Raw genomic sequence first — 11,906 nt, 5'->3', positions numbered from 1 at the left:
AATGCTGATCGACACCCATTGCCATCTGGATTTTCCGGATTTCGAGGCCGAGCGCGACGCGATCGTCGCGCGCGCGCATGCAGCCGGTGTCGGCCAGATGATCACGATCTCAACGCGGGTGAAGAGGTTCGAGACGATCCTTAGCATCGCCGAATCCTATGCCAACGTCTTCTGCTCGGTCGGCACGCATCCGCACAATGCCGACGAGGAACTGGATATCGAGACGGCTGATCTGGTGCGTCTTTCGGCGCATCCGAAAGTCGTCGCGATCGGCGAGGCTGGGCTCGACTATTTCTACGACAATGCGCCGCGCGATGCGCAGGCAATCGGCCTGCGCCGCCATATCGCCGCCGCGCGGGAAACCGGCCTGCCGCTGGTGATCCACAGCCGCTCTGCCGACGAGGACATGGCCGCGATCCTGACCGAGGAAACGGGGAGGGGGGCCTTCCCTTTCCTGCTGCACTGCTTTTCTTCCGGGCCTGACCTCGCGCGCGTCGGCGTCGAGCTCGGCGGCTATGTTTCCTTTTCCGGTATCCTGACGTTTCCGAAGTCGGAGGAACTGCGCGAGATAGCCAAGACCGTGCCGCACGACCGAATGATCGTTGAAACCGACGCGCCTTATCTGGCGCCGAAGCCGTTCCGCGGCAAGCGCAACGAACCGGCCTATGTCGCTCACACGGCACAGGTTCTGGCCGAGACGATCGGCGTTTCGGTGGACGAGATCGCGACGATCACGACGGAGAACGCTTTCCGCGTCTTCTCTAAAATGCCGAGGCTCTGAGGTGGTGGCGCGTCGGGTCTTTACCATTCTCGGCTGCGGCTCGTCTCCTGGCGTGCCGCGCATCAATGGCGACTGGGGTGCCTGCGATCCGGCCAATCGCAAAAACCGCCGTACGCGCGCGTCCCTGCTTGTCGAACAGACAGGTCAGGATGGCGGAACGACAACCGTCGTTATCGATACGGGACCGGATTTTCGCGCGCATATGATCGCGGCGAAGGTCCACAACCTGGATGCCGTGTTCTACACCCATGCGCATGCCGATCATATTCATGGTATCGATGATCTGCGCGGCTACGTGCAACACACCGGCGAACGAATGCCGATCTGGGCCGATGCTGTGACCATGGAGCGCATTCGCGAGGCCTTTCGCTACTGCCTGGAGACGCCGCCTGAAAGCGGCTATCCGCCGATCGTCGAGGCGAAGATCATCGATCCGGCGCTGCCGCCGATCACGATCGCCGGCGCTGGCGGCACGATTGTCTTTCAGCCGCTGCTGCAGTACCACGGTAGCATCGTGTCACTCGGATTTCGCATCGGCGATTTTGCCTATTGCAGCGATGTCAGCGGGTTCCCTCAGGAAACGATCGACAAGCTTTCGGGGCTCGATGCGCTGGTGATCGATACGCTGCAATACAAGTTCCACCCAAGCCATCTGTCGGTGGAACAGTCACTCGGCTGGATCGAACGCTTCGCTCCGAAACACGCCGTGCTGACCCACATGCATACGCCGCTCGACTACGAGACTGTGATGCGCGAGACGCCGGATCATGTGGAGCCGGCCTATGACGGGATGCGGCTGGAATTCGACGTGACGGACGAGGTCGTCCCGGTCAGCTGAAATAGGGCTGCAGGTTGCGCCGGATGCGATCGAGAACGGTGGTGCCGGAAAGATCGGCAACGAAACGCTGGCCGGTAATCGTCTCGTAGGCCTCTATATAGACTTTCGACGTCTGTTCGACGAGGTCGGCCGGAATTTCCGGGATCGGGTCCTTGTAGGGATCGCAGCGTTCCGTCACCCAGGCGCGCACGAAATCCTTGTCGAAGCTCCTTGGCCGCGCGCCAGAGGCAAAGCTTTCCGCGTAGCTCTCGGCAATCCAGTAACGGCTGCTGTCGGGCGTGTGGATCTCGTCGGCAAGAACGATACGGCCGTCCTTGTCGGTGCCGAATTCATATTTGGTATCGACGAGAATGAGGCCACGTTCGGCAGCGCGCTCCTGGCCGCGCTGAAACAGCGCCAGCGCATAGCGGGATACGGTTTCCCATTGTTCCGGCGTCAGCAGTTTCTGCGACAGGATGTCTGCGGCGGACAGCGGCTCGTCATGGCCGCCGTCGAAGGCCTTGCTGGTCGGGGTGATGATCGGCTGCGGAAGCTTCTCGTTGTCCTTCAGGCCGTCCGGCAGCCGGATGCCGTACATGTCGCGTTCGCCGTTGCGGTATTTGGTCAGGATCGACGTGCTGGTCGTGCCGGCCAGATAACCGCGCACGACAATTTCGACCGGCAGGATATCGAGCCTTGTGCCGACGACGACGTTGGGATCCGGATAGTCGATGACGTGGTTCGGGCAGATATCGGCCGTTTCCTCGAACCAGTAGCGGGCCGTCTGCGTCAAAACCTGGCCCTTGAACGGGATCGCGGTCAGGATGACGTCGAAAGCGCTCAGCCGATCCGTCGCAATGATGATCCGGCGGCCATCCGGCAGATCGTAGTTCTCACGAACCTTGCCCTTGTAGCGTCCCGGCAACTCGGGAATGAAAGCGTCTGAAAGAATGCGCAAATCGCTCATCGGGTTCGGTCTTTCGCTGACGGTTGAGGTGGGCATCGCTTAAGCCTTGAGGACGGCGATGGTCAAGCGGAAGGCCGGAACATTTCGGTTTTCCAAATCAAATGCTGGGCTTGCCGTATGACGGCCGTAGTTGCCTTAAGTGACAGGATCGTTCGCTGTCAAACATTGCCTTTGGTACGCCCAACGGGACTCGAACCCGTGTTGCCGCCGTGAGAGGGCGGCGTCCTGACCGCTAGACGATGGGCGCTCGGGGCCATTTACAGCTGCGTGTTGTCACACCGACACCGCGAGGCATTCAGCAACATACAACAAAAAAGACGAATAGACACCATAGAGGGCCAACGCAGGAAAAAGCGCGAAGTCTTTGCAGCGGAATGGCACCGGGAATAAATCCATTCAGGAAAACCGCAACACGATTATGTTCCATAATCTATCTTATCCAACTTGGATATGTAGCGGGGGTGGGTTCAAGGATGAAGTGCGACTTGCAATAGATAACAATGGCTTATCAGTTGCAAGGAACGGCCCATGAAGCGCACCTACTCCCAGATCGATATGGATGAACGCCGCAAGATCGCGCGTTGGCGAATGGCCGGCATCGGTGTCGAGGTGATTGCCGAGAAACTCGGACGGCATCGCTCGACGATTTTCCGCGAGCTCAGACGCAATACGTTCGAGGATCAGCAGATGCCGGATCTCAACGGCTACTACTGCGTGACGGCGAATGCGATGGCACGTGAGCGACGTGCCAAGCTGCGTAAGCTTGCGCGGTTCTCGCATCTGCGTCAGTCGGTTATCGACCGCATCCTGCATGGCTGGTCGCCGCAGCAGATTGCCGGCCGGATGCGACTGGAGCGGCATCCGATCTGCGTCAGTCATGAGACGATCTACAAGTTCGCCTATTCAGCGGACGGCCATGCGATCAAGCTGTGGCGACATCTGCCGGAACATCGTGCCAGACGCCGGCCGCGGCATGCCAGGCGCCGTCATGGCCGGCGTTTCAGCCCGGAGGTCAACATTCTGTATCGCCCCGACGTGGTCGCTGAACGCAAGCAGTTCGGGCATTGGGAATGCGATCTGATTCAGTTCCGAAAGAAGTTCGGAAAGGCCAATGTGACGTCACTGGTCGAACGGGTCAGCCGGTTCGCTGTCTTGCTGCGCAACAACGACCGGCAATCGAGGCCGGTGATGGACGGCCTGATCCAGGTACTGCAATCCCTGCCCCACCTCGCCCGTCGCTCGATCACCTTCGACAGAGGCACCGAATTCACCGACTGGCCCTACCTGCAGGCCAGCATCGGAACGCGGACATGGTTCTGCGATCCGCAATCGGCAGAAAGGCACCGTCGAAAACACCAACGGACGGGCCAGGAAATGGCTTTCGAGAGAGGTCAACCCGCTGTCGCTCAGCGACCGCGATCTCACCGATATCTGCAATCACCTGAACGCAACGCCACGCAAATGCCTCGGCTACAAAACACCAGCGGAAGTCTTCCGCCAGAAACTCCTCGCGCAAATCCGGCGCACCGGTTAGCCTCTCAAAGCCCGCAAGTCGCGGTTCGCCATGAACTCACACGGGTTTTCTGCAGTGGAGATTTTGCGTGGACGTGGTGCTGATCAACATCATCGGTTTTTGTTTTCTTGTAGGTGCGGGAGGCTTCATCGGGATTGTTGGACATCTCGTCATTAAAGACTTTCCTTTGATGCAACGCGATCCGAACTATATGTCGTTTTTCTTCTCTCAGAGAAAAACCCACGCAAGATTGCTGATCACTTTGGGCCTGCTCGACGTGGTCCTCTTCATCACCGTATTCGCCCTCATCGGGATTCGTGGCCGTCATCTATGAACGCATAAGAGGCTCTGTCAACGGTAAGAAAACCGTGACAGGGTGCCGCTCTCAAAGCTAAAGCCGAAAAAGTTCCACATCACCCGCCCCGATCTGCCCTTGCAACCCGGACCAGCCGGTCAGATCGGGGCTGGTCGTCGTGCCGAGCGGCAGCCTGAAGGGACATTTCTACTTTGCGCAACGGCGGACATTCCAACCTTGCCGCCACAGATATGTAGGAGGGTACATTCTATATCCAAGCGCGACATCATGAACGATCCCGCAGTCATTGCCCGACGGCAAAAGGCGCTCTCTCGCCTCGATGCCGCGGAGTTTTGCGCTGCCATGGCGGACTCGCTCAAGCACTCAGCCTAGAGGCGCTTTCGGGCTATGCCGCTGTCGCCAGCGGCTTCGCGCGCTCGATCCGCGCCAGTTCCTTGGGGCTGTGCATGGCATCCCATAAGTCGCTGCGCCGCTGCACGTTGAGCCAGAAGTCCGGGCTGTTACCAAACACACGCGCCAGGATCAGCGCGGTTGCCGCCGTCACGTTGCGGCGGTCGTTGCACAATTCGTTCACATGCTTGCGCTGGACGCCCATTGCCTCGGCCAAGGCCGCCTGCGTCAGGTCAAGCGGCTGCATGAATTCTTCCGTCAGGATTTCGCCGACCGTCGCCGGCTTACGCTTGGTCATCAGCATCTGTCACCTCATCGATAGCTATGGTCGTCAAGATAGACCTCGGACGCCTCGCCACGACTGCCATCCCATCGAAAGACCACCCGCCATTGCTTGTTGACGCGGATTGAATGCAAACCATCGAGATTACCGCGCAGTTTCTCGAAATGGTTGCTGGGCGGCACACGCAAGTCCTGATCGGTCGTCGCGTCGTCGATCATCTGGAGTTTGCGGAACAACCGGCTTTCGAGGTCGGCTGGAATGTTCCGGGAGTGGACATCCTCCACAAAGAAGGTCCGCAACCATTCGTCCCGAAAACCGACGATCATTCATGTCTCCAATTTCGAGTGAATGTACCACTCTATGGCTCATCCCGCAAGCGTGGGGAATAATCGTGTACGCTTTGCCGGAATTCTTAACGAAGGTCAGTGATCTGAACTTCGCAATTGCTCTCTCTCGCCTGATGCAGGGGAACGAACGACTGATCTGACATCCCTAAAGCTTAGGCCGAAGTGTGGGGCTCACCCGCCCCCTCCCTTCCCTTGCAACCCGGCCCAGCCGGTCCGGTCGGGGGCTTGCCTCAGCGCAAGTAGACATGTGGCATTTCTAACTGGCTGAAGACGCGCCCAGAGTGACATTTTAACTTTGCGCAACGGCGGACATTCCAACCTTGCCGCCACAGGATATGTAGCCGGGGTACATTCCAATTTGAAGTGCGACATGCTTATAAAAACAAAGGCTTCGCCTTGGAAACATACACATTGTCCCCTTTGTTCGCCGCGGGCGGTTCTTGATCGCTAACACCTGACTGGCGGACAGCGACGATCCCCGCGGCTTTTTTTCTTCTCAGGCGAAAAGCGGCGTGCAAAATGTTGTTTTGATCCGATGAAGGCAAAGCATGTCCGCCGTATCCAACCGCCTGCTGTCGTCCAATCTCTATGCCGAGACTGCGCATCCGGCTCCGCTGGCGCCGCCGCTCGGTACCGATTGCAGCGTATCTGTCGCTATTGTCGGCGCAGGCCTGGCTGGACTGTCCGCCGCCCTGCATCTCGCGGAAATGGGCGTCGATGTCTGTGTGCTCGAGGCCCATGAACCCGGCTGGGGTGCCTCCGGGCGCAATGGCGGACAGATCAATCCCGGGCTCAAGTTCAATCCCGATGAACTGTTTGCCCGGTTTGGAGCGGATCTCGGCCGCCGCATGATTGCCATGACCTGGGGCGCGCCGGATTTCACCTTCGACCTCATTCGCCGTCTTGGCATCGATTGCGACGCACGGCAGAACGGCACCTTGCGTGCTGCAACGAATGCCACGACCCTGGAGTCCGTCCGCGAGACCGCCGCTCAATGCGCCGCTCACCGCATGCCAGTGCGGTTTCTCGACGCTGCGGAAACACATGCGGCAACAGGGACAGGCCGGTATCCGGCAGCCTTGTTTGATCCGCGTGGCGGGGACCTGCATCCGCTGAACTATGCCCGCGGCCTAGCGGCGGCGGCGCAGACCGCCGGGGCAATTATCCACGGCGGCAGTCGTGTCCGTTCGGCCCGCCGACAATCCGGAAAATGGCTGCTGCGAACCAAAAACGCCACAGTTTCAGCCGAGAAATTGCTTTTAGTTACAAATGCCTATACCGATGAGTTGTGGCCTGACCTGAAGAAATCTCTGGTCCCGGTCTATAGCTCCATTATGGCGACCGAGCCCCTGCCCGACCATCTTGCGGCGCGCATCCTGCCGCGACGTCCTGTGCTCTATGAAAGCGGCCATATCACCGTCTATTATCGCCTCGACGCTCAGAACCGGCTGCTGATCGGCGGGCGTGGACCTCAACGTGCGCTGGAGCGCAAGACTGCCGCGCTTGACTATCTCAAGCTTTACGCGGAACGCCTATGGCCCGAGCTTGCTGCGGCCCGCTGGACGCATGCCTGGAACGGCCAGTTGGCGATCACGCCGGATCATCTGCCACATCTGCACGAACCGAGCGAAGACGTGTTGCTCTACCTCGGCTGCAATGGCCGGGGCGTCGCCTTAGCCACGGCGATGGGCAAGCAAATGGCCGACCGTCTCGCGATCGGCCCGCAAGCACCGATCAATCTTCCAGTGAGCCGTATCCAGCCGATGCGCTTTCACGCCTTCTGGCCGGTCGGCGTTCACGCGGCGATGCTGTGGGGGCGGCTGAAAGACCGGCTGGGCCTTTAGCCGTCTTTTAGACGTCTTGACGGGGGATCACGGACAGTTGATGTCTAATCAAGAATATTAAATACTGTTCACAATCATTTGAATTTATTTATCTTAATCTGATGACATCACGAAAATTGAAAATTGAACGAGAAACCACCGCGGGCCAATCAGCGTAGCATGTTTGTGGTCAGCAAGGAGACAGGTCAATGATCCGGTTACTGAAAGCCTGCGCCTGTATTGTAATCCTGATGATCTCGATGCCCCTGGCTCGCGCGGCGGAACCGGTCGATACGGCCCAATCGATCATCCAGAACCAGATTGAGGCCTTCCTCAACGATGATGCGGAGACGGCCTATTCCTTCGCCTCGCCGCAGATCAAGGGAAAGTTCCCCGACAAGACCATCTTCTTCGACATGGTGAAGCGCGGTTATGCCCCCGTCTACCGACCGGGCAATTTCGCCTTCGGACGCAGCAAGGTCGAAGGCGATACCGTGGTGCAGGAAGTGTTGATCTCAGGACCGGACGGCAAGGACTGGACGGCGCTGTACTTCCTCGTCAAGCAGCCGGACGGCACCTACAAGATCAACGGTGTCCAGATGCTGCAGCAGGCCCCCGGCCCCGAAATCTAATCAATCCGTGCTCAAGCGGCCTGCTTGGCTTCGGCCTCGCCCCGAGCCCAGGCTTCCTGCGTCTCGGCCATGAAATCGGCATAGCGCCCCTCCTCGATCGCCTGACGGATTCCGGCCATCAGGTCCTGGTAGTAGGACAGGTTGTTCCAGGTCAAAAGCATGCCGCCAAGGGACTCGTTCGAACGGACAAGGTGATGCAGGTAGGCGCGCGAATAGTCGTGCGACGCCGGGCAGGAAGACTGGTCATCCAGTGGCCGCATATCTTCGGCATGGCGGGCGTTGCGCATGTTGATGCGGCCGTGGCGGGTGAAGGCCAGGCCGTGACGACCGGAACGGGTCGGCATGACGCAGTCGAACATGTCGATGCCCCGCGCAACCGATTTCAGAATGTCGTCCGGCGTTCCGACGCCCATTAGGTAACGCGGCTTCTCGGCCGGCAGATATGGGCAGGTCGTGTCTATCATGTCGAGCATCACCGCCTGCGGCTCGCCGACAGCAAGGCCGCCGATGGCATAGCCCTTGAGGCCAAGCCCCGACAGCGCCTCCGCTGATCGCTCGCGCAGTGCCGGAATGTCACCGCCCTGGACGATGCCGAACATCGCCTTGCCGGGCTGATCGCCAAAGGCGACCTTGCAGCGCTCTGCCCAGCGGAACGACATCTCCATCGCCCGTTCGATCTCCTTCGGCTCTGCCGGCAGACGAACGCATTCATCGAGTTGCATCTGGATGTCGCTGCCGAGCAGTCCCTGGATCTCGATCGAGCGCTCCGGCGACATATGGTGCAGCGAGCCGTCGACATGGCTCTTGAAGGTCACCCCCATCTCGTCGAGCTTGCGCAGGCCGGAGAGCGACATAACCTGGAAACCGCCAGAGTCGGTGAGGATCGGATAGGGCCAGCGGATCAGCTTGTGCAGGCCGCCGAGCCTCGCGACGCGCTCCGCCCCCGGCCGCAACATCAGATGGTAGGTGTTGCCAAGGATGATGTCGGCGCCAAGATCGCGCACCTGGTCGAGATACATCGCCTTGACGGTACCCACCGTGCCGACCGGCATGAAGGCGGGCGTACGGATCTCGCCCCGCGGCATCGACACCGTACCGCGGCGGGCCTTGCCATCGGTGGCGAGAAGATTGAACTGAAATGTCTCGGTCATGAATCATCCCGGAAAAGCAGGCTGGAATCGCCGTAAGAATAGAAGCGGTAGCCGTGGTCGATCGCGTGGGCATAGGCGCGTCGCATCGTCTCAAGGCCGCTGAAGGCCGAAACGAGCATGAACAGCGTCGACTTCGGCAAGTGAAAATTGGTCATCAGCACATCGACGGCACGGAACCGGTAGCCGGGCGTGATGAAGATGCCGGTCGGGCCCGACCAGGGCGCGATCTCGCCATTTTCACGGGCCGCACTTTCGATCAACCTCAGAGAGGTCGTTCCGACGCAGACGATGCGCCCGCCCCTCGCCTTGACCGCATTGAGCCGCTCCGCCACATCCGCGCCCACATGACCGATCTCTTCGTGCATGACGTGGTCTTCGGTGTCGTCGACCTTCATCGGCAAAAACGTACCAGCGCCGACATGAAGCGTGACGAAGTGGCGTTCGATGCCCATCGTATCCAATGCCGCGAAAAGCCGGTCGGTGAAATGCAGCCCTGCTGTTGGGGCGGCGACCGCGCCCTGCTCGCGCGCATAGACGGTCTGATAATCGGTGCGGTCCTTCTCGTCCTCCGGCCGCTTGGAGGCGATATAGGGGGGTAGCGGGATATGACCGACAGCCAGGATCGCTTCATCGAGCGCCGGTCCGGACAGGTCGAAACGCAGGGTCACCTCGCCCGCCTCGCCTTTGGCCTCGACGGTCGCATCCAGCGAGCCCATCAGGCAGGCGTTGGAGCCGTGGCCGAATTCTATGCGGTCACCAGGCTTCAAGCGCTTGGCGGGCCGGGCAAAGGCTTTCCAGCGATCGGGTCCTGCGCGCATGTGCAAGGTGAGCGACACCTCGGTTACGATGTCCTCGCCACGCCGGCGCAGGCCTTCGAGCTGCGCCGGGATGACCTTCGTATCGTTGAAAACCAGCGCGTCGCCGGGGCGCAGGTAGGACGGCAGGTCCAAAACGCCGCGGTCCGAAAGCGGCTCTTCCTGTTGCGGTCGCACGACGAGCATACGCGCGCTGTCGCGCGGGCTCGCAGGCCTCAGCGCAATGTTTTCCTCGGGGAGATCGAAATCGAACAGGTCGACGCGCATCAACAGTCTTCTTTAAACGGCAAACCCGCCCCGGCGCCCTGTGCGGGCGATCCGGGACGGGTTGTTGCATTAGCCTAGATCAGGCGTTGGCGGCAAGTTTCATCGAAACAATGCTGTCAGGATCCTTGACCGGCTCGCCGCGCTTGATCTTGTCGACGTTGTCCATGCCGGAGATAACCTGGCCCCAGACGGAATACTGCTTGTTGAGCCAGGGGCTATCGGCGAAGCAGATGAAGAACTGCGAGTTGGCCGAGTTCGGCATCTGGCTGCGCGCCATGGAGCATGTGCCGCGCACGTGGCTCATGTTGGAAAACTCAGCCTTCAGGTCCGGCTTGGAAGAACCGCCCATGCCGGCGCGGGCCGGGTTGAACTGCTCGCCGCCCTTCTTGCCGAACTGCACGTCGCCGGTCTGCGCCATGAAGTCGTCGATGACGCGGTGGAACACGACGCCGTCATAGGCACCTTCCGCACACAGTTCCTTGATGCGGGCGACGTGGCCCGGCGCCAGGTCCGGCAGAAGCTGGATGACGACCTGCCCCTTGGTGGTTTCCATGATGATGGTGTTTTCCGGATCCTTGATCTCGGTCATGGCATTTCTCCTTGTTGGAACTCAGTTTACTTGCCGACCTTGACGCTGATCATACGGTCGGGATCGGTGACGGAACCATTATTGGCCTCGTCACCCATCTTGATCTTGTCGACATTCTCCATGCCCTCGATGACCTGGCCGACTACAGTGTATTGGCCGTTCAGGAAGGAGCCGGGAGCGAACATAATGAAGAACTGCGAGTTGGCGGAGTTCGGATCCTGGCTGCGGGCCATGCCGACCGTGCCGCGTTCAAAGGGAACCTTTGAAAACTCGGCTTCGATATCCGGCTTGGAGGAACCGCCCATGCCGGCCATATCCGCCTTGAAGTCCTTTTCCATATTGCCGTACTGGACGTCGCCGGTCTGGGCCATGAAGCCCGGGATCACGCGGTGGAAGGCGACATTGTTGTATTCGCCGGCCTCGGTCAGTTCCTTGATGCGGGCAACGTGCTTCGGCGCGACATCGGGCAGAAGCTCGATCACGACCGGACCGTCCTTGAGCTGGATGGTGATGTATTCCTTGGCCTGGGCAAAGGCATTGCCGGTCAACGATGCAAGTGCGACAGCGCCTGCGAAAGCGAGGTGGAGGATTTTCATGATAGCTCCCGTGAAAATAATGAAACGCGTCAGGACTTGCGCTTGGCGCTCAGCGCCCGGTGAACGGCCTGGGGCACGAAGGCGCTGACATCGCCGCCCATCGCCGCGATCTGGCGGACCAATGTGGCGGTAATGGGCCGCGATGCCGTTCCGGCCGGTAGAAACAGGGTCTGGATGTCGGGCGCCATCTGCCGGTTCATGCCCGCCATCTGCATTTCATAGTCGAGGTCGGTGCCGTCGCGCAGGCCACGGACCAGAAGCGAGGCGCCGTGCTGTCGCGCGGCGTCGACCACCAGATTGTCAAAAGAGACGATCGAGATATCGCCGGCTCTCTCGGGAAGAAACTCGCTCAACGATTGACGGATGAGTTCCGCCCGTTCCTCGAAAGAAAACAGCGGCGCCTTGCCGGGATGGATACCGATCGCGACGATCACCTTCGGCGCCACGTTCAGCGACTGGACCAGCACATCGAGATGTCCGTTGGTCATGGGATCGAAGGAGCCGGGATAAAAAGCAGTGGTCATCGCGCCTGTTTCCGTTTCGAGAGCCTTTTGTCACGGACCGCGGGCAATCGCAAGGGAGCCCCTTCGGCACGGTTGCGTGTTCCCCCGGAAACAGC

Annotated in this window: 13 protein-coding genes, 1 tRNA gene and 1 pseudogene; 6 read left to right on the top strand and 9 right to left on the bottom strand. The window is 60.0% G+C overall.

Annotated elements, in window-relative coordinates:
• Position 1: 1 nt before the first annotated feature.
• Both WI754_RS15635 and WI754_RS15630 read left to right on the top strand, forming a co-directional pair.
• Complete coding sequence (locus tag WI754_RS15635; protein ID WP_349434396.1) at positions 2-781, top strand: TatD family hydrolase; 780 nt, start codon at positions 2-4, stop codon at positions 779-781.
• Between the two features lies 1 nt (position 782).
• Positions 783-1,619: an MBL fold metallo-hydrolase gene (locus WI754_RS15630; protein WP_349434395.1), complete on the top strand. Its 837-nt coding sequence runs from the start codon at positions 783-785 to the stop codon at positions 1,617-1,619.
• On the opposite strand, the gene WI754_RS15625 is transcribed toward WI754_RS15630, so the two are convergent.
• Complete coding sequence (locus WI754_RS15625) at positions 1,612-2,556, bottom strand: phosphoribosylaminoimidazolesuccinocarboxamide synthase (protein WP_349437829.1); 945 nt, start codon at positions 2,554-2,556, stop codon at positions 1,612-1,614. The two genes, WI754_RS15630 and WI754_RS15625, sit on opposite strands and share 8 nt — an antisense overlap.
• A 181-nt stretch (positions 2,557-2,737) precedes the next feature.
• Positions 2,738-2,812 (bottom strand) — tRNA-Glu (locus WI754_RS15620).
• A gap of 281 nt (positions 2,813-3,093) precedes the next feature.
• On the opposite strand from WI754_RS15620, the pseudogene WI754_RS15615 reads away from it, so the two are divergent.
• Positions 3,094-4,099 (top strand): annotated as a pseudogene (locus WI754_RS15615) (IS30 family transposase).
• Positions 4,100-4,166: 67 nt separating this feature from the next.
• The gene (locus WI754_RS15610) at positions 4,167-4,412 is read left to right on the top strand and encodes a hypothetical protein (RefSeq protein ID WP_349434393.1); all 246 of its coding nucleotides are present in this window, start codon (positions 4,167-4,169) and stop codon (positions 4,410-4,412) included.
• A gap of 367 nt (positions 4,413-4,779) precedes the next feature.
• Here the strand turns inward: WI754_RS15610 and WI754_RS15605 are convergent, their stop codons facing one another.
• A complete protein-coding gene (locus WI754_RS15605; protein WP_037134101.1) occupies positions 4,780-5,088 on the bottom strand; it encodes a HigA family addiction module antitoxin in 309 nt (102 codons plus the stop codon).
• A gap of 8 nt (positions 5,089-5,096) precedes the next feature.
• On the bottom strand, positions 5,097-5,393 hold the full coding sequence (locus WI754_RS15600; protein ID WP_037134103.1) for a type II toxin-antitoxin system RelE/ParE family toxin: 297 nt from the start codon (positions 5,391-5,393) through the stop codon (positions 5,097-5,099).
• A gap of 569 nt (positions 5,394-5,962) precedes the next feature.
• Here WI754_RS15600 and WI754_RS15595 point away from each other — a divergent pair.
• Positions 5,963-7,258, top strand: a complete 1,296-nt coding sequence (locus WI754_RS15595) for an FAD-binding oxidoreductase (RefSeq protein WP_349434392.1) — start codon at positions 5,963-5,965, stop codon at positions 7,256-7,258.
• 188 nt (positions 7,259-7,446) lie between these two features.
• Positions 7,447-7,869 carry a DUF4864 domain-containing protein gene (locus WI754_RS15590; RefSeq protein ID WP_349434390.1) on the top strand — a complete coding sequence of 141 codons (423 nt, stop codon included), beginning with the start codon at positions 7,447-7,449 and terminating at the stop codon, positions 7,867-7,869.
• A gap of 11 nt (positions 7,870-7,880) precedes the next feature.
• On the opposite strand, the gene tgt is transcribed toward WI754_RS15590, so the two are convergent.
• From tgt to coaD, 5 genes are all read right to left on the bottom strand, one after another.
• Entirely contained in the window at positions 7,881-9,020 is a 1,140-nt protein-coding gene (gene tgt, locus WI754_RS15585; RefSeq protein WP_349434389.1) for a tRNA guanosine(34) transglycosylase Tgt, read from the bottom strand.
• Positions 9,017-10,102, bottom strand: a complete 1,086-nt coding sequence (queA, locus tag WI754_RS15580; protein WP_349434388.1) for a tRNA preQ1(34) S-adenosylmethionine ribosyltransferase-isomerase QueA — start codon at positions 10,100-10,102, stop codon at positions 9,017-9,019. Before queA ends, tgt begins: the two co-directional genes overlap by 4 nt.
• Before the next feature lie 79 nt (positions 10,103-10,181).
• Entirely contained in the window at positions 10,182-10,691 is a 510-nt protein-coding gene (locus tag WI754_RS15575; RefSeq protein WP_349434386.1) for a peptidylprolyl isomerase, read from the bottom strand.
• A 26-nt stretch (positions 10,692-10,717) separates the two neighbouring features.
• Positions 10,718-11,287, bottom strand: a complete 570-nt coding sequence (locus WI754_RS15570; RefSeq protein WP_349434385.1) for a peptidylprolyl isomerase — start codon at positions 11,285-11,287, stop codon at positions 10,718-10,720.
• A 29-nt stretch (positions 11,288-11,316) separates the two neighbouring features.
• A complete protein-coding gene (gene coaD, locus WI754_RS15565) occupies positions 11,317-11,811 on the bottom strand; it encodes a pantetheine-phosphate adenylyltransferase (protein ID WP_349434384.1) in 495 nt (164 codons plus the stop codon).
• Positions 11,812-11,906: the final 95 nt, after the last annotated feature.

The organism is Pararhizobium sp. A13 (assembly GCF_040126305.1).
Lineage (GTDB): Bacteria > Pseudomonadota > Alphaproteobacteria > Rhizobiales > Rhizobiaceae > Pararhizobium.
This window is presented reverse-complemented; position numbering and strand designations above follow the sequence as displayed.

Excerpts from the sequence above, each read along its gene's own strand:
- WI754_RS15635 (WP_349434396.1), top strand. The coding sequence starts at position 2 with ATGCTGATCGACACCCATTGCCATCTGGATTTTCCGGATTTCGAGGCC.
- WI754_RS15605 (WP_037134101.1), bottom strand. The coding sequence starts at position 5,088 with ATGCTGATGACCAAGCGTAAGCCGGCGACGGTCGGCGAAATCCTGACG.
- WI754_RS15600 (WP_037134103.1), bottom strand. The coding sequence starts at position 5,393 with ATGATCGTCGGTTTTCGGGACGAATGGTTGCGGACCTTCTTTGTGGAG.
- WI754_RS15595 (WP_349434392.1), top strand. The coding sequence starts at position 5,963 with ATGTCCGCCGTATCCAACCGCCTGCTGTCGTCCAATCTCTATGCCGAG.
- WI754_RS15590 (WP_349434390.1), top strand. The coding sequence starts at position 7,447 with ATGATCCGGTTACTGAAAGCCTGCGCCTGTATTGTAATCCTGATGATC.
- tgt (WP_349434389.1), bottom strand. The coding sequence starts at position 9,020 with ATGACCGAGACATTTCAGTTCAATCTTCTCGCCACCGATGGCAAGGCC.
- queA (WP_349434388.1), bottom strand. The coding sequence starts at position 10,102 with ATGCGCGTCGACCTGTTCGATTTCGATCTCCCCGAGGAAAACATTGCG.
- WI754_RS15575 (WP_349434386.1), bottom strand. The coding sequence starts at position 10,691 with ATGACCGAGATCAAGGATCCGGAAAACACCATCATCATGGAAACCACC.
- WI754_RS15570 (WP_349434385.1), bottom strand. The coding sequence starts at position 11,287 with ATGAAAATCCTCCACCTCGCTTTCGCAGGCGCTGTCGCACTTGCATCG.
- coaD (WP_349434384.1), bottom strand. The coding sequence starts at position 11,811 with ATGACCACTGCTTTTTATCCCGGCTCCTTCGATCCCATGACCAACGGA.